This is a genomic window from Paraperlucidibaca sp., assembly GCF_982810325.1.
On record NZ_CEYEMI010000009.1, the window covers coordinates 1 to 20,364 of the forward strand.

At 53.1% G+C, this 20,364-nt stretch carries 20 protein-coding genes, 1 tRNA gene and 1 pseudogene; 13 read left to right on the forward strand and 9 right to left on the reverse strand.

The window, feature by feature from the left end:
* Positions 1-227 (reverse strand): annotated as a pseudogene (locus tag AC3DKE_RS04865) (hypothetical protein); the annotation flags it as partial.
* Positions 228-422: 195 nt separating this feature from the next.
* Here AC3DKE_RS04865 and AC3DKE_RS04870 point away from each other — a divergent pair.
* The 3 genes from AC3DKE_RS04870 to AC3DKE_RS04880 all read left to right on the forward strand — a co-directional run bounded on the left by AC3DKE_RS04870 (position 423) and on the right by AC3DKE_RS04880 (position 3,161).
* The gene (locus AC3DKE_RS04870; RefSeq protein WP_340675165.1) at positions 423-710 is read left to right on the forward strand and encodes a co-chaperone GroES; all 288 of its coding nucleotides are present in this window, start codon (positions 423-425) and stop codon (positions 708-710) included.
* Between the two features lie 38 nt (positions 711-748).
* Positions 749-2,389: a chaperonin GroEL gene (groL, locus tag AC3DKE_RS04875; protein WP_340675166.1), complete on the forward strand. Its 1,641-nt coding sequence runs from the start codon at positions 749-751 to the stop codon at positions 2,387-2,389.
* Positions 2,390-2,468: 79 nt separating this feature from the next.
* Positions 2,469-3,161, forward strand: coding sequence for a hypothetical protein (locus tag AC3DKE_RS04880; RefSeq protein WP_411730046.1), 693 nt, complete (start codon positions 2,469-2,471; stop codon positions 3,159-3,161).
* A 60-nt stretch (positions 3,162-3,221) separates the two neighbouring features.
* Here the strand turns inward: AC3DKE_RS04880 and AC3DKE_RS04885 are convergent, their stop codons facing one another.
* Positions 3,222-3,947: a hypothetical protein gene (locus AC3DKE_RS04885; protein WP_411730047.1), complete on the reverse strand. Its 726-nt coding sequence runs from the start codon at positions 3,945-3,947 to the stop codon at positions 3,222-3,224.
* Positions 3,948-4,265: 318 nt separating this feature from the next.
* Here AC3DKE_RS04885 and AC3DKE_RS04890 point away from each other — a divergent pair, with 318 nt between their 5' ends.
* The 6 genes from AC3DKE_RS04890 to AC3DKE_RS04915 are packed head-to-tail and all read left to right on the forward strand — an operon-like array spanning position 4,266 to position 10,350.
* Positions 4,266-5,810 carry a 2-isopropylmalate synthase gene (locus AC3DKE_RS04890; protein ID WP_340675169.1) on the forward strand — a complete coding sequence of 515 codons (1,545 nt, stop codon included), beginning with the start codon at positions 4,266-4,268 and terminating at the stop codon, positions 5,808-5,810.
* Between the two features lie 3 nt (positions 5,811-5,813).
* Complete coding sequence (locus tag AC3DKE_RS04895; RefSeq protein ID WP_484216381.1) at positions 5,814-6,602, forward strand: hypothetical protein; 789 nt, start codon at positions 5,814-5,816, stop codon at positions 6,600-6,602.
* A 31-nt stretch (positions 6,603-6,633) separates the two neighbouring features.
* Entirely contained in the window at positions 6,634-7,077 is a 444-nt protein-coding gene (gene rimI, locus AC3DKE_RS04900) for a ribosomal protein S18-alanine N-acetyltransferase (protein WP_340675171.1), read from the forward strand.
* A gap of 27 nt (positions 7,078-7,104) precedes the next feature.
* Entirely contained in the window at positions 7,105-8,694 is a 1,590-nt protein-coding gene (locus AC3DKE_RS04905; protein WP_340675172.1) for a peptide chain release factor 3, read from the forward strand.
* Positions 8,694-9,485 carry an RsiV family protein gene (locus tag AC3DKE_RS04910; RefSeq protein WP_340675173.1) on the forward strand — a complete coding sequence of 264 codons (792 nt, stop codon included), beginning with the start codon at positions 8,694-8,696 and terminating at the stop codon, positions 9,483-9,485. Before AC3DKE_RS04905 ends, AC3DKE_RS04910 begins: the two co-directional genes overlap by 1 nt.
* Position 9,486: 1 nt before the next feature.
* Entirely contained in the window at positions 9,487-10,350 is an 864-nt protein-coding gene (locus AC3DKE_RS04915; RefSeq protein ID WP_487990163.1) for a TatD family hydrolase, read from the forward strand.
* On the opposite strand, the gene AC3DKE_RS04920 is transcribed toward AC3DKE_RS04915, so the two are convergent.
* From AC3DKE_RS04920 to AC3DKE_RS04945, 6 genes are all read right to left on the reverse strand, one after another.
* On the reverse strand, positions 10,307-11,965 hold the full coding sequence (locus tag AC3DKE_RS04920) for an FMN-binding glutamate synthase family protein (RefSeq protein WP_340675175.1): 1,659 nt from the start codon (positions 11,963-11,965) through the stop codon (positions 10,307-10,309). The genes AC3DKE_RS04915 and AC3DKE_RS04920 overlap by 44 nt on opposite strands.
* 102 nt (positions 11,966-12,067) lie before the next feature.
* Positions 12,068-13,249: an acetyl-CoA C-acyltransferase gene (locus AC3DKE_RS04925; protein ID WP_340675176.1), complete on the reverse strand. Its 1,182-nt coding sequence runs from the start codon at positions 13,247-13,249 to the stop codon at positions 12,068-12,070.
* 25 nt (positions 13,250-13,274) lie between these two features.
* Complete coding sequence (locus tag AC3DKE_RS04930) at positions 13,275-13,772, reverse strand: YchJ family protein (RefSeq protein WP_340675177.1); 498 nt, start codon at positions 13,770-13,772, stop codon at positions 13,275-13,277.
* 76 nt (positions 13,773-13,848) lie between these two features.
* Complete coding sequence (locus tag AC3DKE_RS04935; RefSeq protein WP_487990164.1) at positions 13,849-14,061, reverse strand: hypothetical protein; 213 nt, start codon at positions 14,059-14,061, stop codon at positions 13,849-13,851.
* A gap of 181 nt (positions 14,062-14,242) precedes the next feature.
* Positions 14,243-15,322 carry a diguanylate cyclase domain-containing protein gene (locus tag AC3DKE_RS04940; protein ID WP_487990165.1) on the reverse strand — a complete coding sequence of 360 codons (1,080 nt, stop codon included), beginning with the start codon at positions 15,320-15,322 and terminating at the stop codon, positions 14,243-14,245.
* Between the two features lie 37 nt (positions 15,323-15,359).
* On the reverse strand, positions 15,360-16,169 hold the full coding sequence (locus AC3DKE_RS04945; protein WP_484216379.1) for a sulfite exporter TauE/SafE family protein: 810 nt from the start codon (positions 16,167-16,169) through the stop codon (positions 15,360-15,362).
* A gap of 124 nt (positions 16,170-16,293) precedes the next feature.
* Here AC3DKE_RS04945 and AC3DKE_RS04950 point away from each other — a divergent pair, with 124 nt between their 5' ends.
* The 4 genes from AC3DKE_RS04950 to AC3DKE_RS04965 all read left to right on the forward strand — a co-directional run bounded on the left by AC3DKE_RS04950 (position 16,294) and on the right by AC3DKE_RS04965 (position 19,448).
* Positions 16,294-17,127 (forward strand): GNAT family N-acetyltransferase, encoded by an 834-nt coding sequence (locus tag AC3DKE_RS04950; protein WP_340675181.1) that lies wholly within the window; start codon positions 16,294-16,296, stop codon positions 17,125-17,127.
* 60 nt (positions 17,128-17,187) lie between these two features.
* Positions 17,188-17,988 carry a lysophospholipid acyltransferase family protein gene (locus tag AC3DKE_RS04955; protein ID WP_487990177.1) on the forward strand — a complete coding sequence of 267 codons (801 nt, stop codon included), beginning with the start codon at positions 17,188-17,190 and terminating at the stop codon, positions 17,986-17,988.
* Between the two features lie 42 nt (positions 17,989-18,030).
* A complete protein-coding gene (locus AC3DKE_RS04960) occupies positions 18,031-19,260 on the forward strand; it encodes an NADH:flavin oxidoreductase/NADH oxidase family protein (protein WP_379067763.1) in 1,230 nt (409 codons plus the stop codon).
* Between the two features lie 103 nt (positions 19,261-19,363).
* Positions 19,364-19,448, forward strand: a tRNA-Leu gene (locus AC3DKE_RS04965).
* An 85-nt stretch (positions 19,449-19,533) separates the two neighbouring features.
* On the opposite strand, the gene AC3DKE_RS04970 is transcribed toward AC3DKE_RS04965, so the two are convergent.
* The coding region (locus tag AC3DKE_RS04970) for a thiolase family protein (RefSeq protein ID WP_487990166.1) at positions 19,534-20,364 on the reverse strand (831 nt) is incomplete at its 5' end.

The following is a 20,364-nucleotide window of genomic DNA, read 5'->3' on the forward strand; positions in this document are numbered from 1 at the left end:
AAAAACTTAAAGGCGTAGGCGAGGCTGGCGAGGCTTATTAGGCCGATGCTTTCTAGCGAGATGCCGCTGTCTTTGAGCCAGACCGAGAGCGTACCGCCAACCAGTAAAAATGGCAGGCCGGAGGCAAAGCCAAAAAGAAACATGGTGCGTGCGGCGGGTAGGCCAAAGGCGGCGATCAAGGAGGTGTTGGTTTCGGTGCCTTTAGCGGCATTGGCGCGTTTGGTCATGACGGCTCTCATCTAATGTGCAGACACTCTAACGACTCAGCCGCGTATCGGCGACGATTGCTGCAAAAATTTTCATCTTTGCCCTTGAAGCGCTGCGCTGCGCCCCCACCTATGACAACAAGGCGATCTTTAAGGCGCCACGGATTTATATCCGCTCGCAAGAGCATTTATTTCACGCCAAAACCTGGAGGTTTTATGAACATTCGTCCTTTGCATGACCGCGTTGTGATTCGCCGCGTTGAAGAAGAAACCAAAACAGCTGGCGGCATCTTGTTGCCTGGTTCGGCCGCTGAAAAGCCATCGCAAGGTGAAGTGCTTGCTGTTGGTAACGGCACCATTAAAGAAAATGGCGATGTGCGTCCGCTAGATGTGAAAGTGGGCGACAAAGTGTTGTTCGGCCAATACGCCGGCAGCACCGTGAAGATCGATGGCGATGAGCTGATGATCATGAAAGAGTCTGAAATTTTTGCTGTTCTGGGCTAAGCCCTGTTTTTTTAACCTAATTTGGGAGAGTAAATTCCATGGCTGCTAAAGAAGTAAAGTTTGGTGATTCCGCACGCGCTCGCATGATTGCCGGTGTAAATATTTTGGCCGATGCGGTGAAAGTGACCTTGGGCCCTAAAGGCCGCCACGTGGTCATCGATAAATCCTTCGGTGCTCCGCACATCACCAAAGATGGTGTGACAGTTGCTAAAGAAATCGAACTGAAAGACAAGTTCGAAAACATGGGCGCTCAGCTCGTGAAAGAAGTGGCCTCGAAAACAGCGGATATCGCTGGCGATGGCACCACGACTGCTACTGTGTTGGCACAAAGCATTCTCAACGAAGGCTTGAAAGCTGTTGCTGCTGGCATGAATCCAATGGATTTGAAGCGCGGCATCGATAAAGCCGTGCGCGCTGCTGTGGCCGAGATCAAAAACATCTCGACACCTTGCACCGACACCAAAGCGATTGCCCAAGTTGGCTCGATCTCTGCTAACTCCGACACCACCATTGGCGATTTGATTGCACAAGCCATGGAGCGCGTTGGTAAAGAAGGCGTGATCACCGTTGAAGAGGGCTCTGGCTTCGAAGACACGTTGGAAGTGGTTGAAGGCATGCAGTTTGACCGTGGTTATGTCAGCCCATACTTCTCCAACAAACAAGACACGATGACGGCCGAACTCGACAGCCCATTCATTCTCTTGGTCGACAAGAAAATCTCTAACATCCGCGAACTGATTCCAGTGTTGGAAGCAGTGGCTAAATCAGGCAAACCATTGCTGCTGATTGCTGAAGATGTTGAAGGCGAAGCGCTGGCTACATTGGTAGTGAACTCGATGCGCGGCATCGTGAAAGTTTGCGCCGTGAAAGCCCCAGGCTTTGGCGATCGTCGTAAAGCCATGCTGCAAGACATCGCGACATTGACTGCCGGCACGGTGATTTCGGAAGAGATCGGCCTGAGCTTGGAAAACGCCACGATTAATGATTTGGGTTCGGCAAAGAAAGTTGTCGTATCGAAAGAAAACACCATCATCATCGATGGCGCTGGTCAGGCCGAAGAAATCGATGCGCGCGTGAAGCAAATTCGCATGCAGATCGAAGAAGCAACATCTGATTACGACAAAGAAAAACTGCAAGAGCGTGTGGCCAAATTGGCTGGCGGTGTTGCCGTGATCAAAGTCGGTGCTGCTACCGAAATTGAAATGAAAGAGAAGAAAGACCGTGTTGATGACGCGCTGCACGCAACTCGTGCGGCCGTTGAAGAAGGCGTGGTTGCTGGTGGTGGTGTTGCATTGGTTCGTGCGGTTGCGGCGCTAGAAACGCTGCGCGGCGATAACGAAGACCAAAATGCCGGTATCAACATTTTGCGTCGCGCCATGGAAGCGCCATTGCGCCAAATCGTCACCAACGCTGGTGAAGAAGCTTCGGTCGTACTCAATAAAGTGAAAGAAGGCACAGGTAACTACGGTTACAACGCCGCTTCTGGTGAGTACAACGACATGCTGGCCATGGGTATTTTGGACCCTGCAAAAGTCACGCGTTCAGCACTTGAGCACGCGGCGTCGATTGCAGCCCTGATGCTGACCACTGAATGCATGATCACTGATGCGCCAGAAGATAAGTCTGGCCCATCGATGCCTGATATGGGCGGCATGGGTGGTATGGGCGGCATGATGTAAGCTGCTGTAAGTTGTGTTAAAAAGCCCAGCATAGCTGGGCTTTTTTTTGCCTGCAGTTATTTGATAGGACTCAGTAAATATGCCTACGCCACCGTATATTGCTTGCCGTGTTAGCGACACCTTGCCCGATGAAATTGCCGTGCTTAATGATCATCTGCAGCGCGGTAGTAAAAACTCACAAGCTAAGCTCGCCGGCCGTCTAATCACCGATGCCTCTTGCGACATCATCGATGCCTTTTTTGGCAATATCATTAAGCAAATGCTTGATGAGACAGGCGAAGAGGGCTTCCGCGAAGCGCATGGCGTTATTGAAGATATTAAAGGCAAGACGCGGCATTACTTGGGCTGGATTACCGGATTTTTTAGCAATGAGCGCTTAGCGCCAGTGGTGGCGCATTATCAAACTCTGATTGTGCGTATGTCCACCGTTGATGGCCCACATGCGCACTTATGTTTTGCTATTAGCGAGGCATTAGCGCGAGATTCGGTAGCATCGCTAGTGAATTTGCGTGATCCTGCAACGACAGATTTGCGGCCTGGTGTGGAAGTGTTGATTCGCGTCATCGACGAGGCATTGCAGCCATTGTTGTTTGTGCCCAAGCAGCGCATGAAGTTTAACTTTGTCGTGGATAAAACGCTCAATGGCGTAATTTCAGTGACCATGGCCTTGGCTTATCGCAGCTTTCGTAAACTCGGCACTCAGCTGCCACCGGAGCATTTTTCAGTGGTGGCGGATCATCTTGAGCAGTTTTTTCACGCCGAGAAGGTTTAAAGCAGGTGTGAAGATGTGAGCTCCCTGCGCCGCAGCAAGTGTGGCGCAGGGAGTTTGGCATTAAGCGACTTGAGCAACCGCCTCTAGGCTAACCACGCGCTGAAGGTGCGCGGCGAGGATAGGTTGGTGCTCGGCAGGCACATGCGGGGCAAGCTTGCGCAAGCTGCGGAAGGCCACCGTTTGTGTCAGTGAGATAACGCCGCTCAGGGTCTTATCCACGACAAAGTTAAACTTCATCAGCTTTTTCGGCGTGATCAGCAGCGCATGCATAGCGGCATCAATCACTTCAATTAACGCCTCAATGGCATCGTGCGCATTCTCAGCTTGGCCGTTGTGTAATGCCGGCAGCATGGCATCGATGCGTTGCGCCAAGTCACTAGAGCAACTAAACGCGATATGCCCGCGCAGGCCATCAGCCTCGGGCAGCATATACAACATGCTGTGATAGTGCGCGACCGCAGGGCGGATGCGATCGTTGCTAAAAAAGCTCGATGCCCAACCTAGGTAGTGCGTCAATTTTTCGTTGATGTCGCGTACCACTGCGCGAGCTTCGCGATAGCTGTGCTCGGTCTCATCTGCTGCCACAAGCTTGTTTAGCAAGTCAGCAAAAAAGGTATCGATAAGTTCTGCAGCGGCAGTTTGGATTAATGCAGTGGCTAGCTCAGCTTGTGGTTCTTTAGTTTTTTGGCTGAGGCGCTCGTGCATCGCCGCCACGTCGTGCGGGAGCGTTGGCTGCGTTGGATAAGTGATGCAGGGCGTTGGCAATTGCTTTGAAGCGAATGACATAAAAGCGAAACCTGTTAAGTGCAAAAAATCAGGCGCGCAGACTAGCAATGATTGCGTAGATATTGGTCAAAATGTGACAGATTTTTGGCGAAAAAACACGCGAACGAATGTCGGCTTTTCTGGAGTGTTTACAGTGCATTGATTGTATTTAATTTATTTCAATAGTTGGGCGCTGATAAGCACACATAATGCTTGAAATGGCGTTTTGCCGACTCAGTAAAGAAATAGTTTATTGAGAACCTATTGCTGATCGTTCACTATCTAATGAATACATGCGTCGGCTAATGTCGGCGAGCTTTTCAAAATGGAAGTGATGTGATGAGCAAAGATAAATTAATAATTTTCGACACCACCATGCGCGACGGCGAGCAAAGCCCCGGCGCCTCGATGACGCTTGAAGAAAAAGTGCGCATTGGTAAAGCGCTGGAGCGCATGCGAGTCGATGTCATTGAGGCTGGTTTTGCGATTGCTTCACAGGGCGACTTTGAAGCTGTTCGCGCGGTAGCGGCGGCGGTGAAAGATTCGCGTATTTGCTCATTATCACGCGCTCGCGCTGAAGATATTGATCGCGCAGCAGAGGCGCTAAAGCCGGCTAATGCCTCGCGTATTCATACATTTATTGCGACCTCTCCCATCCACATGAAATACAAACTGCGCCAAGAGCCCGATGCCGTGCTGGAAAGCGCTGTGCGTGCTGTGAAGTACGCGCGCAATTTGGTCGAAGATGTTGAATTTTCCTGTGAGGATGCAGGGCGCTCTGAGATCGATTTCCTATGCCGCATTATCGAAGCGGCTATTGATGCCGGCGCGCGCACGATCAATATTCCAGACACTGTTGGCTATGCTATTCCCGGCCAATTTGGTGCCACAGTTGGCCAGCTTTTGGCGCGCATTCCTAACGCCGACAAAGCCATTTTCTCTGTGCATTGCCACAATGATTTAGGCTTGGCAGTGGCGAACTCGTTGTCGGCTGTGCTGCAAGGCGCCCGCCAAGTCGAGTGCACGATTAACGGCCTCGGCGAGCGCGCCGGTAATGCCGCGCTCGAAGAAATTGTTATGGCGATAAAAACGCGCCCTGATTTATTTCCAGTGGAAACCACGATTTGGACGCCGGAAATTGTTCCGACTTCGCGCTTGGTATCAAGCGTCACCGGCTTTCCGGTGCAGCCGAACAAAGCCATTGTCGGTGCGAACGCCTTTGCTCATGAGTCCGGCATTCACCAAGATGGCGTGCTCAAGCATCGTGAAACCTACGAGATTATGCGCGCTGAAGATGTGGGCTGGGGCGCGAATAAAATGGTGCTCGGCAAGCACTCAGGTCGTGCCGCATTTCGCGCTCGCCTCGATGAGCTAGGCATTCCGGTGGGCAGCGATAATTCTCTCAACCAACTCTTTGTGCGCTTTAAAGAATTAGCCGATAAAAAGCATGAAATTTTCGATGAAGACATTCACGCCTTGGTTAGTGATGCTCAACCGAATGCCGTAGAAGTATTTAAATTAGTCAGTCTTGAGGTTACCTCGAAAACTGGCACCAAGCCTGAAGCACAGCTGACCTTGAATGTGGACGGCGTTGATAAAGTGGTAACGGCTACTGGATCAGGCCCAGTCGATGCCACGTTCCGAGCTATCGAGGCGGTGGCGAACTCAGGTACATCGCTAGATTTGTATTCGGTAAACGCCATTACCAGCGGTACCGATTCGCAAGGCGAGGTGACGGTGCGCTTGAGTCGGGCAGGTCGCATTATCAATGGTCACGGCTCCGATACCGACATTGTTATTGCTAGTGCGAAAGCTTATTTGAATGCGCTGAATCTGCTGCGCGGCGGTGTATCGCGTGCTCATCCACAAGGCGAGGCAATTTAAGCCGTGCAAGCACAGGCATTAAATGAGCCGAGGCGGCGTTCGTATTTGCAGGCTTTAGGCTTGGATTTATTGCGTGCACGCTCGGCCTTGCCGGGCGCGGCGGCATCGGTGGAATGTGATGCGCCGGTTTTACCCTCGGTCAGCTCGTCGTCTATTGTCGCTAATGCTTTGGCGGCGACCTCCGCGGGCATCAAGCCTTCTGCTGTCACAAAGGCTTCATCGCCAAGTGTTTCACTACCTGCAGCTTTGCCTGCTGCTGCATTAGCTGCCCGCGAGGCTCTGCGCGGTGGCCAGCCTAGTGCTGCTGCACGAACGGTTGAACCTGTGCTGTTGCTTCCAAAAAGTACTGAGCCAACACAAGCCCCTGTATCAGCGCCCATTCCTCAGCCTAATAAGCCATTAGTAGCGCGATTTAGCCTACTGCTAGTGCCCATAAATGCCACGCATATCGCATTGATTGATCTCGATAATCAGCCAGCACTAGAGGGCTCAGAGGCGAGATTGTGGGCTGCCATTTGCTCTGCGCAGCAATGGCAGCACCAAGCGGCAGGCATGCCTGCGCAATTCCATTGGCCCATACCTGGCTTGGCGGCCACACAAGCCGTAGCGCAAGAGGCCTTGGCTGGATGGTTGCAAACACAGCACGCGGAACACATGAGCTGTGTTGTATTTGGCGAAAACTTGAGTGTGGCCGCGCCAAGTGAGCATAAATGCCTGCCTAGTCTTCAAGCTTTGCTCGCTGAGCCATTGCGCAAACGTGAGCTCATGCTCAAACTGCACGGCGCTATTTAACGCCCCACTGAGACTCGCTAAGCACCTTCCCATGACAAGTTATTTTCGCGATATGAGCGCTGCCGATTTAGCGGCGGTTTTTGCCATCGAGCAAGTTTCGCATCCTAGCCCATGGCCCATGCGTGGCCTTGAAGAGTCGCTAGCAGCGCATAAAGGCATCGTGCTATGTGACGAAAATGAGCGCTTGCTGGGCTATGCCTTCGTGCAAAAAATAGTCGATGAGGCGCATTTGCTCGACATCGCCATCGCGCCATCTGAGCGCGGTAAAGGTTATGGCCGCTTGCTTATGCTGCACCTGATGGAGTCGGTTATGACGACAGGCATTTCGCTCTGGTTTCTGGAAGTGCGTGCCTCCAATACTGGCGCTATCGGGCTCTACACCGCGCTGGGTTTTAACGAAATGGGCTTGCGCAGAAACTACTATCGCGATGCGCAGGGCAGTGAGGATGCGGTGCTGATGGCGTATACTGTCTAGCTAGATTTTTCGAGCGAACACACGCCCATGAGCTTTACCGAACAGCTGGCCGCCGAGGTCGCCTCGCGCCGCACATTTGCCATCATTTCTCACCCTGATGCGGGCAAAACCACCATCACCGAAAAGCTGCTGCTCTGGGGCAAGGCGATTCAGGTTGCCGGCACAGTGAAGTCGCGCAAATCTGATCGCCACGCGACTTCGGACTGGATGGCTATGGAGCAGCAGCGCGGCATCTCCATCACCACCTCGGTGATGCAGTTCCCCTATCGCGACGCCACCATTAATTTGCTCGACACGCCAGGCCACGAAGACTTCTCTGAAGACACGTATCGCACGCTGACTGCTGTTGACTCGGCGCTAATGGTTATCGACGCTGCCAAAGGCGTTGAAGATCGCACCGTCAAGCTGATGGAAGTCTGCCGTCTACGCGACACGCCAATTGTCTCGTTCGTGAATAAGCTTGATCGCGAAATTCGTGACCCTATTGAACTGCTCGATGAGATTGAGTCGGTGCTTGGCATTCAGTGCGCGCCGATTACTTGGCCCATTGGTGCTGGTCGTGACTTTAAAGGCGTTTACCATCTCGTTGAAGATCGCTTCTATCTCTACACCCAAGGTCATGGCCACGAGATTATTCCTGACCGTTGCATCGATGGTCTGAATAACCCAGAGGCCGATTCGACACTTGGTGACCAAGCCGCTGCGCTACGCGATATGCTTGAGCTTGTGCAGGGCGCTAGCCATAGCTTTGACCTTGAGCTATTTCGAGCAGGCAAACAAACACCAGTATTTTTTGGCACCGCCTTAGGTAATTTTGGCGTCAATCATGTGCTTTCGAGCTTTGTTGATTGGGCACCAACGCCATTGGCACGAAAAGCACAGCAGCGCGTAGTTGAGCCGACGGAGCCTACGTTCTCCGGTTTTGTTTTTAAAATTCAAGCCAATATGGACCCTAGGCATCGCGACCGTATTGCCTTCTTGCGCATTTGTTCTGGACGCTATGAAAAGGGTGTGAAATTGCAGCATGTGCGCTTAGGCAAAGAAGTACGTGTAGCCGATGCGCTGACCTTTTTGGCGGGTGAGCGTGCGCATTTAGAAGAGGCATGGCCCGGCGATATCATCGGCTTGCATAACCACGGCACCATCCAAATTGGCGACACTTTTACCGAGAACGAAAACCTGCAGTTTTTGGGTATTCCGCACTTTGCACCGGAGATGTTTCGCCGCGTGCGCCTGCGTGATCCATTGAAAAGTAAGCAGCTGCAAAAAGGTCTGAAAGAGTTGTCGGAAGAGGGTGCTACTCAGGTTTTCATGCCGCAAATTAGCAATGATTTAATCTTGGGTGCAGTCGGCGTTCTGCAGTTCGATGTTGTCGCCTTTCGCCTGAAAGAGGAATACAAAGTTGAGTGCGTGTATGAGCCGGTTAACGTCTCTACGGTGCGCTGGATTCAATGCAGCGACGAGCGCAAACTTACTGAGTTTAAGAAAAAGGCACACGATCAATTATCGCTTGATGGCGGCGGCCACTTAACTTATTTGGCGCCATCACGCGTGAATTTACAGATCATGCAAGAGCGTTATCCTGACATTATTTTTTCGCCTACTCGAGAGCATTAATGCAAGCGTTACGTCTGATATTGCCACTGTGCGCCGTTGCTGTATTAGCTGGCTGCGAGCGTAAGCCTGAGGCGGCGCTTGAGCCTGAAAAAGTAGCGCCAACGGCAGCCGTTGAAGCGATTGAGCAGCCAGCTACTTTTGCTCCTGCGCTCACGACCAATCCGATTCGTTTTACGCTAAAAGACAGCATCGACTGCGGCGATCGTTGCGCTAGTTTTGAGGTCGAGTGGATCGAGTTTCCACGCAATGCGGAGCTGAATAGCTTGGTGTTGGATCAGGTCAATGCCCCTGCTGGACTATCGACAAAAGCTGCGCTGAGCAAGCAGGGGCAGGATTTTCTGCGTGATGCCATGGAAGCTCAAGAACCTTGGGAACAGATTTTTCGAGTCAGTGTTTTGCCCGGCCTTGGCGATGTCTCGGTGATCGAAGTATTGGCCTATAGCTACACTGGCGGCGCTCACGGCATGACCACTATTAGCACGATTAACTACGATCGAGCCAATAAGCGCGCGCTGAGCTTGACTGATATTTTGCTGCCCGAAAAAGAGACGCAATTCTGGCAAATCGCCCGTCGGGTTCATCGCGAATGGGTAGATCAGCAGGATGATCCGCTTAACTATGCTGGCTGGCCATTTCAGTCAACATCGATGTTTTTGCTAACGCCTGAAGGCTTAGATTTACAATATGACCCTTACGCCATCGGGCCGTATTCCATGGGTACCCCGACGATCACTATTAGCTATGACCGCCTGCGTGATGTGCTGAAGCCAGATTATTTGCCTGAGCGCTAACGTGCATTGGCCTTTGCTCGATAGCCACTGCCATCTCGATGCGCCTGAGTTTGATGGTGATCGTGAGCAGGTGATGCAGGCAGCGAGCGAGGCGGGCGTGATGGGCATTGTGGTGCCTGCATATGCAGCCCCGCGTTGGCCGGCGTTGATGGCGCTCTGCGCGCACGCCAAGCAGCCAGTCTTGTGGCCCGCATTAGGCCTGCACCCGATATATATCGCTGAACATGAGGAAGCTAACTTACAGGCTCTAGAGGCGCACTTAATTAGCGCATCTGAGCTTGTCGCGGTTGGTGAAATCGGCCTCGATCGATTTTTACCGGAACTCATCACGCCAGATATGTGGCATAAGCAGCAGCGATTTTTTGAAGCTCAGCTGGCGTTAGCACAAGCGTATAGCAAGCCCGTAATTATCCATGCCCGCCGCTGCCATGCCGACATTGTGCGTAGCCTAAAGCGTGTGAAGTTTTCGCAAGGCGGCGTTGTGCATGCGTTTTCTGGCAGTGTGCAAGAGGCGCTGGCCTATGTTGAGCTTGGTCTGAGTTTAGGCTTGGGCGGGCCGCTCACATATCCACAGTCGCGAAAATTACGCGAGATAGCCACGCAAATACCCTTAGCGCACTTGCTCATTGAGACTGATGCGCCAGATATGGTGCCTTGGCCGCAGCGTGAGCAGCATAGCGATGGCCGCGCACGTGAAGTCGGCGAACGAGTACGCAATAGCTCGGCTTATTTGCCCGCAGTTTTTGATGCTTTTTGCCAGTTAAGGCCGGAGTCGCCCGAGGTATTAGCTCGGGCATTTTGGCAAAATACGCAGCGCGTATTTAAACTAACGCAGCCGACCTTTCCGCCGCTTCAGCTGGAGTGATGGCCGGATCGAAACTCTCTGCTTGTGACATCTTCCAAAACAACTGATAGACCGGATGTTGTGGGCAATGCTTGAGTAATTCGCCTGGCTGCAAATACGGCACCAACGCCGACACGAGCGCGACTTCATTCACCGATACGCGGCGAACAATATGATGCGGCCGAAGTAAGTTGGGGTGAGCTAAACCTGCTGCGCCTATTATTTCCCCCAAGGCTTTCAGCGTATTTTGGTGGAAATAATAGACACGATTACCTTTGTCTTCGGGGTCTAGCGCGCGTTGACGCAACCAGCTTTGTGTTGCTACGCCGGTTGGGCAGCGGCCGGTATGGCAGGTCTGTGACATCAGGCAGCCGAGAGCAAACATAAAGCCACGACCAGAGTTGCACCAGTCCGCGCCTAAGGCCAAGGTGCGAGCAATATCAAAGGCAGAGACGATTTTCCCTGCTGCACCAAGCTTGACGCGACCGCGTAAATTCAGCCCCACCAAAGTGTTGTGCGCGAGTATTAAGCCTTCGTGCATGGGCGTGCCTAAATGATCGGTGAACTCGGCTGGCGCTGCTGCTGTGCCGCCTTCAGCGCCATCGATAACGATATAGTCGGGCGTGATATTGGTTTTGATCATGGCCTTGCAGATAGCAAAAAACTCCCAAGGATGACCAATGCAAAGCTTAATACCGACGGGCTTGCCTCCTGAGAGCTCACGTAATTGCGCAATAAACTCCATGAGCTCAATGGGCGTATTAAAAGCTGAGTGGCTCGATGGCGAAATGCAGTCCTCACCGACTGGAACGCCACGCGCATCGGCAATCTCTTGAGTCACTTTTGCCGCGGGCAAGATGCCGCCATGGCCGGGTTTTGCACCTTGGCTAAGCTTAATTTCGATCATTTTAACTTGGCCAGAGGCGGCGTTTGCGGCAAAGCGCTCAGGGCTAAACGTGCCATCGGGCTGGCGGCAGCCAAAGTAGCCACTACCAATTTCCCAGATTAAGTCGCCACCAGGCTCACGGTGATAACGGCTGATCGAGCCTTCGCCAGTGTCATGGGCAAAGTTGCCGAGTTTGGCGCCCTTGTTGAGCGCCAGAATGGCATTGGCGGAAAGCGAGCCAAAGCTCATTGCCGAGATGTTGTACAGCGAAAGCGAGTAGGGCTGGGCGCAATTGCCTTCACCGATGGTCACGCGGAAGTCATTGTTCTCGATATGTTTGGTGTGGATGGAGTGGTTGATCCATTCATAATCGTCGCCATAGACATTGGCCATGGTGCCGTAGGCGCGCTTATCGACTACATTTTTGGCGCGCTGATACACCAAGTTGCGTTGTGCGCGAGAAAAGGGGATTTCCTCAGTATCTGATTCGAGAAAGTACTGACGGATTTCAGGGCGTATCGATTCAAAAAGAAAGCGAAAGTGCGCCAAAATTGGGTAGTTGCGGCGAATTGCCTGCTTCTTCTGAAAGTAATCTAGCGCGCCCAATAAGGTGAGGCCGCCGAGCACTAATACGGGCGTGGTGCCTATCAGTGGGTAGAGCCAAAACAACACGAGCGAGGCGATAAAACCGAAGCCGCTAAGTAGCCACGTTAAGTAGCGAAAGGGCATGATGACGCGAAGAAAGTGCATAGAGTGGTTTCCTGCTAACGCCTAGCGTGACGTTATAGACGCTAGCAGAAATCCTGCCCAGTAGATGCACCATTGGGCGCGTCTACTGGGGTTTCAATCGGATTAAATAATCTCGATAGCCATGGCTGTGGCTTCACCACCACCAATGCACAGGCCGGCAACACCACGAGTTTTGCCGTGTTGTTTGAGCGCGTGAATTAGCGTGAGAATGATGCGTGAGCCAGTTGAGCCAACGGGATGACCGAGCGCGCAGGCGCCGCCGTAAACGTTGACTTTCTCATGCGGCAAGTTGTGTTTGATCATCGCGGCCATGGTGACCATAGCGAATGCTTCGTTGATCTCAAACAGATCGACCGACTCAGCGCTCCAGCCGATTTTGGCAAACAAATTGTTCATTGCGCCAATAGGAGCGATGGTGAATTCGCTGGGGTCTTGTGACTGAGTTGCGTGGCCGACAATACGTGCCAGTGGCTTTAAGCCAAGCTCAGCTGCTTTGCTTTCTTTCATCAAAACTAGAGCCGATGCGCCATCGGAAATGGATGAGGCGTTGGCGGCAGTGATGGTGCCGTCTTTAGCAAAAGCTGCGCGCAAGGTAGGAATTTTCTCTGGCTTGGCGTTGCCTGGTTGCTCGTCGGTATCGACCAATGTTTCGCCTTTACGCGATTGCACGGGCACCGCCACGATCTCGGCTTTGAAGTTGCCATTGGCAATGGCCGCATTGGCACGGCGCAGTGATTCAATCGCAAAGTCATCCATGGCTTCACGAGTTAGGCCCAATGTGTTGGCCATGTCTTGCGCAAATGAGCCCATTAGGCGACCAGTGCGAGCATCTTCCAAGCCATCTAAGAACATGTGGTCCAAGACTTGGCCATGACCCATGCGGTAGCCGCCACGTGCTTTCGGCAGGATGTACGGTGCGTTGCTCATCGACTCCATGCCACCACTGACCATGATGTCGTTGGTGCCAGCGGCGATTAAGTCATGAGCCAACATGGTGGCTTTCATGCCTGAACCGCAAAGCTTGTTAATGGTGGTAGCGCCTGCGGCTGCTGGAATGCCGGCATTGAGTGCGGCTTGGCGAGCTGGGCCTTGCTTCAGGCCTGCTGGCAACACGCAGCCCATGATGACTTCTTGCACTAGCTCAGGAGCAACGCCGGCGCGGCTCAGGGCTTCACGGATGGCAATGGCGCCGAGATCGGTAGCGATGACGCTGCCGAGGCTGCCTTGAAAGCCGCCCATTGGGGTGCGGGCGCCGTTAACAATCACGATTGGGTCGTGGCTCATTTTATCTCTCCGTTTTAGCCAGCGCTTAAGCGCCGTGGCATTTCTTAAATTTTTTGCCACTGCCGCAATGGCAGGGGTCGTTACGGCCAATTTTTAATTCATTGACCACGGGCTTGAGTTTTTCTGATGGGCCGGCGTGCAGCACTTCGCCATCGCGAAATTGCCAACCGGCATCGGAATTAACAAAGCCCGAGACTTCGTGATGATGATGCTTCACACCACCGATGAGGTAGTGCGCTTTGAATTCTACCAGACCCTTACGATCTTGGTTTGTGCCTGCTTCTACTTGTAATACTTCTAGGCTTTGCCAATCGGCTGTTTCAGCCCATGCACGCATGGCGTCGATGTCGCTATCGGCGCGGCCATCGGGGTGTGTAGAGGCCATGATGAAGTCAATATTGTGCTGCGTATAAGCAGTGTAGCGCGCACGCATCATGGCTTCAGCACTAGGGGCGGGTGAGCCGGCGATGATTGGGCCGCAGCACTCGGTTAGTGCTAGTGAGGAACCGCAAGGGCAAGTCATGAGTATCTCCAAATTTCAGGCATAAAAAAGGGGTGCATAATGCACCCCTTTTTCTTGAGGCGTAAGCCTCACCGCATTACTGAGCGGCAGCTTCTTCAGCTGGAGCAGCTTCAACAGCGGCTTCTTCAGCAACTGGAGCAACTTCTTCGGCAACTGGAGCTTCTTCAGCAACTGGAGCTGCTTCTTCAACAGTAGCTTCAACTGGAGCAGCTTCTTCTTTCTTTGCACAGCCAGCAATGGCTAGGGTTGCAGCAACGGCGGCTAAAATAGCAACTTTTTTGATTTGCATGATAAGTATCTCTCAGGTTAGAACAACGAATTCGAATGCTCTCGACCAATCAGGCTGTTGCGGCAGCGGTTGACGGCTTAAAGCGCGAGCATCATAACACCCTGTAAACCGATTTGCATTATGTGCAAACAGGATTTTTTTGCACTTTGTCGGACAGTTTATGAGCCGAGCTCGGTCACATTTAATGTGGTCGTTCTGGATTGGTATAAACGGCGCCAGCGTGTGCTTGGCCACGTTGGCGCGCTCTATCTAGGGCGCTATGCAGTGCAGAGAGCATGGGGTCGAGTGCTAGCGGCAATGTTGGCAGCCACGTTGCGCTGATGTATGCCTGAGCCCTGTGGCCAGTTACTTGTAGGGCCTGCTGAAAAGCAGTTTGCAATCGCTGCGCAATCTCGTCGGCGTTTTTATGTGGGCAATCAAGCAAGATGAAGACAAAACGCAGGCGATCATAGCGCACTAAAATATCGCAGCCACGTAAGTGTGATTTCGCCACCGATGCCATGGCTTGTGCCAGCTCTAAGCTCAACTGCCTGCTGGCAATAGCATCGTTTAGCGTGACTTCTGGATCGACCACGGCATAAAGCAAAGACACCGGCATATTTTGCCGATGCGCGAGAGGCCACAGCAATTGCGCAGTGGCATAGAGCGTAGAGCGAGTGGCTAGGCCGGTCTCTTTATCATCGTGTGGTGCAAGGTCGGCAATGGTGCGTAAGTCCATGCTGTGATGGCGAAACATGATGACCAAGCCATGTAAAAGCAGCAGTACAACAGCGCTAGCCAGCAGTGGTAGTATGGCGAGTTCGGGCCTTATTGCAGCGCGGGCAATAAGTGTTATTGCGGCCAGTGCCAGCATCCACAAGGTTAGTTTGGTCAATGTGATGCTGCGATGGCGCACGCTAGCGAGACCAAAAAATAGGCCAGCGAGCAATAGTGTCGGCGTGCTAGCTAAGGGGTCGAACCATAGAGCGGGCAGGAACAGGGCAATATCTAGCGCGGTAATGGCACCACTGAGTCGATGCGATGAGCCTTTGCGACCCTCAATATATCCGAGCACGGCGTGGGCAAGCCCATAGGCTATGGGTATGGCAATGAAGATCCAAGCAGGTTGTGGCAGCAAGCTGGATAAAATCAGTGCGTACAGGGTTAGCAGCAAGCCCACGCTAATGCGCAGGGCTTGTTGTTCTGGGATGCAGTACACGCGAGCGCTGAGCTCGGGGTCATAACTTTCTATTGGCGTGTCGAGGGAGTGCTTTTCGGTCATGATGCTTATGGTTTTTATCTAGTGCAATCGAAGGGGCTTAGTGAAAGCCGAATAGAAATTGTACGCCAACGGCGAGCAACAAAATGCCAAATAAGCGTTTTAATTGTGCAGCGGGCAAGCGTTGCGCTGCATGAGCGCCAAAGCTGGCAAAAATCAGGCTAGTAATGCTGAGTCCGAGTAATGCCGGCCAATAAATAAAGCCGGTGCTACCTGCGGGCAGGCCGGGCTCTGACCATCCTGCCCAAAGAAAGCCCAGGCTGCCGGCGAGTGCGATGGGAAAGCCGCCGGCGGCAGCTGAGCCAACGGCACGTTGCATGCGCATGCCGTGATGCACGAGAAATGGCACGGTTAAGCTGCCGCCGCCAATGCCGAAAATTGCTGACGCGGTGCCGATGACGCTGCCAGCGGCAATAGTTCCTGCAGTGCCCGGAAACGGTTTGTCCTGTGCTTGAGCTTTGCGTCCACGCAGCAGGTGTTGGCCGGTCCATAAAGCGAAAATCGCGATGATGATTTGCAGCGTGCGAGCAGGCATGGCATGAGCAATTTGCGCGCCGAACCAGGAGCCGATCATCAGACCAATAGAGAGCTTGGCCATGAGCGGCCAGTCAACATTTCCATGCTGATGATGGGTGCGCACTGAACTAACAGAGGTCAGTAAAATAGAGGCGAGCGAAGTGCCAACGGCCATATGAGTCGAGACTTCAGGACTAATGCCCTGCAAGTGGAAGCTCCAGAGTAGGGCGGGCACGATGATCATGCCGCCGCCTATGCCTAGAAGCCCTGCTAAAAAGCCCGAGAAAATGCCGGTGGCGGCATAGAGTGCTAAGGCGCTGAGCGAGAGATCCATGTGGCTTCCTATGTGTGCGATGGCAAGCCTTTGGCCTGTCACTTAATTGTCACCTATCTGTCACGTTGTCGACATGGCTAGATATGACACTGCGTGCATGAAAACGACAAATAAGAGCCGACCTATGACTACTCGCCGTGTCCCAACACTGGTTTCAATGCCCATGTCACTCTTGCGCAATTTAAGCTTTAAAGCTGCGAAGAAGGCTAGCAAGAAAGCTAAGGTTGCCGCACAGGTCGAGGCAGTGCGCCAGAAGCCTATCCTAGAAGCCCGCTTTGCCGATACCCCCGATGCTATGCGTGCAGCGCAAGTGCTGCGCGCGGAAGTCTTTGGTATGGAGTATGGCGTGGCCTTCGATGGCCTTGATAATGATCGCTACGACCTGTTTTGCCGCCACATCACAGTTTACGACGTAGCCAACGATTGTTTAGTAGCAACCACACGCTTACTCAGCCAAGAGCAAGCTCGCTTAGCGGGTGGCTTCTATTCAGCCAATGAGTTCGACGTCTCCGCGCTAGAAAATTTGCCTGGGCGTATCTTGGAGATTGGCCGCACCTGTGTGCACCCCGATTACCGCTCCGGTGGTGCTATCACTGTGCTTTGGTCATTCATGGCCGATTATTTAATGCGCGAAGGCTTTAGCTACCTAATCGGTTGCGCCAGCATTAGCCTTGCCGATGGCGGCACGACCTTGGCAAGCGTGATGCCAACATTGCGTGAAAAGCACTTTGTTGCCAATGAGTTGCGTGTAAGTCCAACACGCGAAATCGTGCTTTCGAGCGATATGGTTGGCAGTGTCAGTTTGCCGCCATTACTCAAAGCGTATTTACGCATGGGTTGTCAGATTGGTGGTGAGGCTTGCTGGGACCCAGAGTTCAACTGCGCCGATGTCTTCATATTATTAGATGTACAAGCGATGGCAGGGCGGTATGCTCAACGGTTCTTAAAGACCGCCTAAATGTAGGATGCCGTGAGCCGAGTACGAACGCCCCGAAGTAAACGCGAGCACCCCGCCGTGATGCAAACCCCTCCATTTAGCCCGCGCCTATTATGGCGTTTGCTGCTTATTGTCCTGCATTTGCTCACAGGCTGCACGTTGGCATTTCTCACAGGCATGTTTTTTACACAGCCGAAATCGTGGCATAGACCTATTGTGCGCTGGTGGCTGCATGGTCTGGCTTCACGACTAAATCTCGATGTTAATGTGCATGGCACGCCGACCACTGGCGTGAGCTTATGGGTCAGCAATCATGTCTCGTGGATGGATATCCCGGTACTTGGCGGCATTGCGCCGGTGGATTTTTTATCCAAGGCCGAGGTGGCTAAATGGCCATTGATTGGGCATTTGGCACAGGCGGTCGGCACCTTGTTTATTCAGCGTGGTTCAGGTGACTCAGCGCGTGTGCAAGGCTCGATGAAGTCAGCACTAGCTGCGAACCGTAGTGTGCTGTTTTTCCCTGAAGCCACCACTACCGATGGTCATCGCGTGCAGCGCTTTTTCCCTAAGCTATTCGCCGTTGCTTGCGATACCGATTGCAAGGTTCAGCCCATCGTTATTTGCTATCGCCAGGGTGATGCCTTACACCCCTTAGCGCCATTTATTGGAAACGATGATTTAGTGCCGCATTTGTTTAATGTGCTGGCGGGTGAGCGCATTCGTGTTGATGTTCAGTTCTTGCCAGTGCAAGCGGTGGCTGAACGAGATGCTCGCGCGTTGTCATTGGTGTGTGAGCAAGCCATGGGCGATGCTTTGATTACCCTACATGGCGATGCCGACGTGCCTAGTCGTGTTGGTTTGTCGGCCATACGCAGCGCCTAGGTCATAGTCTATACTCGGGCTCACTTTTATCGGAGCCCGACCATGTCCTTGTCTTTAGCTGTCCCTCTGACGCTGCCCAATGGCGCTACTTTACCGAATCGCCTTGCGAAGTCGGCCTTAAGCGAAGCCATGGGCACCATGGATAATCGCGTCACTCAAGCTTTGGTGCGCTTATATCAGCGTTGGTCAGCAGGCGGCACGGGCTTGCTGATGACGGGTAACGTCATGATCGATCGCCGCTTTTTAGGCGAGCCGGGCAATGTGGTGATTGAAGACGAACGCGATTTGCCACTACTGCAAGAATGGGCACAGGCTGGCCGCGACTACGACACGGCCATTTGGGTGCAACTTAATCATCCTGGCAAGCAATCGCCGAAAGGTTTGAATCGCGAAAATATTTCGCCTTCGGCGATTCCGTTTAAAGCTGAAATGCAGTCATTTTTTGCGACGCCACGCGAGATGACCGAGGCTGAAATTCTCGACACCATTGCGCGTTTCGCCAATGCCGCAGGCATCGTTAAAAAAGCCGGCTTTGCTGGTGTGCAAATTCATGGTGCGCACGGCTATTTGGTCAGCCAGTTTTTATCGCCGCGGCACAATGTGCGTGAAGATGGCTGGGGCGGAACGCCTGAAAAACGCCGTCGCTTTGTGCTCGAGCTGTATGCCGCCATGCGTGCGCAGGTCGGCGCCGATTTCCCCATTGGCATTAAGCTGAACTCGGCAGATTTCCAACGTGGCGGTTTCACTGAGGAAGAGTCACTTGCCACCATCAAGGCCTTGGCCGATGCCGGCATCGATTTGATCGAAATCTCTGGCGGCACCTATGAAGCGCCGGCGATGACTGGTGCTAAGGCCTCGACTATCGAGCGTGAAGCGTATTTCTTAACTTTTGCCGAAACCGTGCGTGAGCATATCAGCACGCCATTAATGGTGACGGGTGGCTTTCGCACATTAGCGGTCATGCAAGCAGCGCTAGATTCGGGTGCCTTGGACTTGATCGGTTTGGGTCGTCCTTTGGCCATCGAGCCAGATGCCGCTAATCGCTTATTGGCGGGCGAAGAAATGCGCTATCGCGTTAAGCCGATTAAAACGGGTATTGGCATGGTCGATCGCATGGCCATCATGGAAGTGTCGTGGTACACGCGCCAATTACATCGCATGGGTAATGGTAAAGTGCCTAAGCCCAATGAGTCGGGGCTATGGTCTTTTGCCGCAACAGTGGTGGCGAATGTGCGCGGCACGAGGAAAACACGACGTATGCGGGCTTCGTAAGAGGCGTTGCGTAACTCTCTTGCCTACTTGGCGGTATGATTTTAAAAAAATTGCACCGCCTGCATGGCAGCTAGCAATCGGCTCTGCTATCATGCGCGCCGATGCGCTAGTGGTGAAATTGGTATACACGCCAGATTTAGGTTCTGGTGCCGCAAGGCGTGGAGGTTCAAGTCCTCTCTAGCGCACCATCTTTAAGGCTTTGCTTCACAAGTAAGCCAAACAAAAACCCGCTGATAAGGCGGGTTTTTGCTTTCTAGCGTTTAGCTTTTTGACTTACACCCGCTCCAACAACACCGCAGCACCTAAACCGCCGCCAGCACAGCTCGACACCACGGCATAGCGCGCGTTTTCGGCGTGCATCCGGCGCGCAGCAGTCATCAGCAAGCGAGTGCCAGTAGCGGCAAACGGGTTGCCCAGCGCTAGCGATCCACCCCAGGCATTTAAGCGCTCTAATGGAATGCGTCCAGCCACCCATCCGGCGTGATATTGCTGGGCAAATTCGCTGGACTCGAGGCAGGCTTGGTTCGCCAAAATTTGTGCAGCAAATGCCTCGTGCAATTCCCACACGCCGATGTCTTCGACGCTGAGTTTATTTTTGGCCAGCAGGCGCGGAATGCTCGCGGCCGGGCCAAGCAGCATCTCGCTGCCGATGTCGCTGACGCCAGCAAAAGCGTAGTCGCGCACACAGGCCAGTGGCGTTAAATCGTTCTCGGCGGCATAAGCTTCGCTGGTAAGTAGAAGTGCTGCCGCGCCGTCGGTAAAGCGTGATGCCGTACCGGCGGTGATGATGCCCGAGGTTTTATCAAACACAGGCTTGAGTCTAGCCAACGACTCCAGCGTGCAGTTGGCACGCGGCGAGTTGTCGTCGCTGACTAGTGTGTCGTCAACTTCTACGGCATCGATATCTTGCTGCAAATGGCCGGCAGCCAGTGCCGCAAGAGTCAGCTTGTGGCTACGCACAGTGAAGGCATCACTAGCGTCGCGAGTCACGCCCCAGTGCTTGACCATGACTTCGGTGCATTCGCCCATGGACATGCCCGTGGTGAAGTCGCCACCGCTAGGCATCACCGGCAATATGTCGCGCGGGCGCAATTGGCCGAGTAG

Excerpts from the sequence above, each read along its gene's own strand:
- AC3DKE_RS04935 (WP_487990164.1), bottom strand. The coding sequence starts at position 14,061 with ATGCAAATCAAAAAAGTTGCTATTTTAGCCGCCGTTGCTGCAACCCTA.
- AC3DKE_RS04960 (WP_379067763.1), top strand. The coding sequence starts at position 18,031 with ATGTCCTTGTCTTTAGCTGTCCCTCTGACGCTGCCCAATGGCGCTACT.
- AC3DKE_RS04940 (WP_487990165.1), bottom strand. The coding sequence starts at position 15,322 with ATGACCGAAAAGCACTCCCTCGACACGCCAATAGAAAGTTATGACCCC.
- AC3DKE_RS04905 (WP_340675172.1), top strand. The coding sequence starts at position 7,105 with ATGAGCTTTACCGAACAGCTGGCCGCCGAGGTCGCCTCGCGCCGCACA.
- AC3DKE_RS04870 (WP_340675165.1), top strand. The coding sequence starts at position 423 with ATGAACATTCGTCCTTTGCATGACCGCGTTGTGATTCGCCGCGTTGAA.
- AC3DKE_RS04920 (WP_340675175.1), bottom strand. The coding sequence starts at position 11,965 with ATGCACTTTCTTCGCGTCATCATGCCCTTTCGCTACTTAACGTGGCTA.
- AC3DKE_RS04885 (WP_411730047.1), bottom strand. The coding sequence starts at position 3,947 with ATGTCATTCGCTTCAAAGCAATTGCCAACGCCCTGCATCACTTATCCA.
- AC3DKE_RS04945 (WP_484216379.1), bottom strand. The coding sequence starts at position 16,169 with ATGGATCTCTCGCTCAGCGCCTTAGCACTCTATGCCGCCACCGGCATT.
- groL (WP_340675166.1), top strand. The coding sequence starts at position 749 with ATGGCTGCTAAAGAAGTAAAGTTTGGTGATTCCGCACGCGCTCGCATG.
- AC3DKE_RS04930 (WP_340675177.1), bottom strand. The coding sequence starts at position 13,772 with ATGACTTGCCCTTGCGGTTCCTCACTAGCACTAACCGAGTGCTGCGGC.
- AC3DKE_RS04950 (WP_340675181.1), top strand. The coding sequence starts at position 16,294 with ATGACTACTCGCCGTGTCCCAACACTGGTTTCAATGCCCATGTCACTC.
- AC3DKE_RS04890 (WP_340675169.1), top strand. The coding sequence starts at position 4,266 with ATGAGCAAAGATAAATTAATAATTTTCGACACCACCATGCGCGACGGC.
- AC3DKE_RS04880 (WP_411730046.1), top strand. The coding sequence starts at position 2,469 with ATGCCTACGCCACCGTATATTGCTTGCCGTGTTAGCGACACCTTGCCC.
- AC3DKE_RS04925 (WP_340675176.1), bottom strand. The coding sequence starts at position 13,249 with ATGAGCCACGACCCAATCGTGATTGTTAACGGCGCCCGCACCCCAATG.
- rimI (WP_340675171.1), top strand. The coding sequence starts at position 6,634 with ATGACAAGTTATTTTCGCGATATGAGCGCTGCCGATTTAGCGGCGGTT.
- AC3DKE_RS04910 (WP_340675173.1), top strand. The coding sequence starts at position 8,694 with ATGCAAGCGTTACGTCTGATATTGCCACTGTGCGCCGTTGCTGTATTA.
- AC3DKE_RS04955 (WP_487990177.1), top strand. The coding sequence starts at position 17,188 with ATGCAAACCCCTCCATTTAGCCCGCGCCTATTATGGCGTTTGCTGCTT.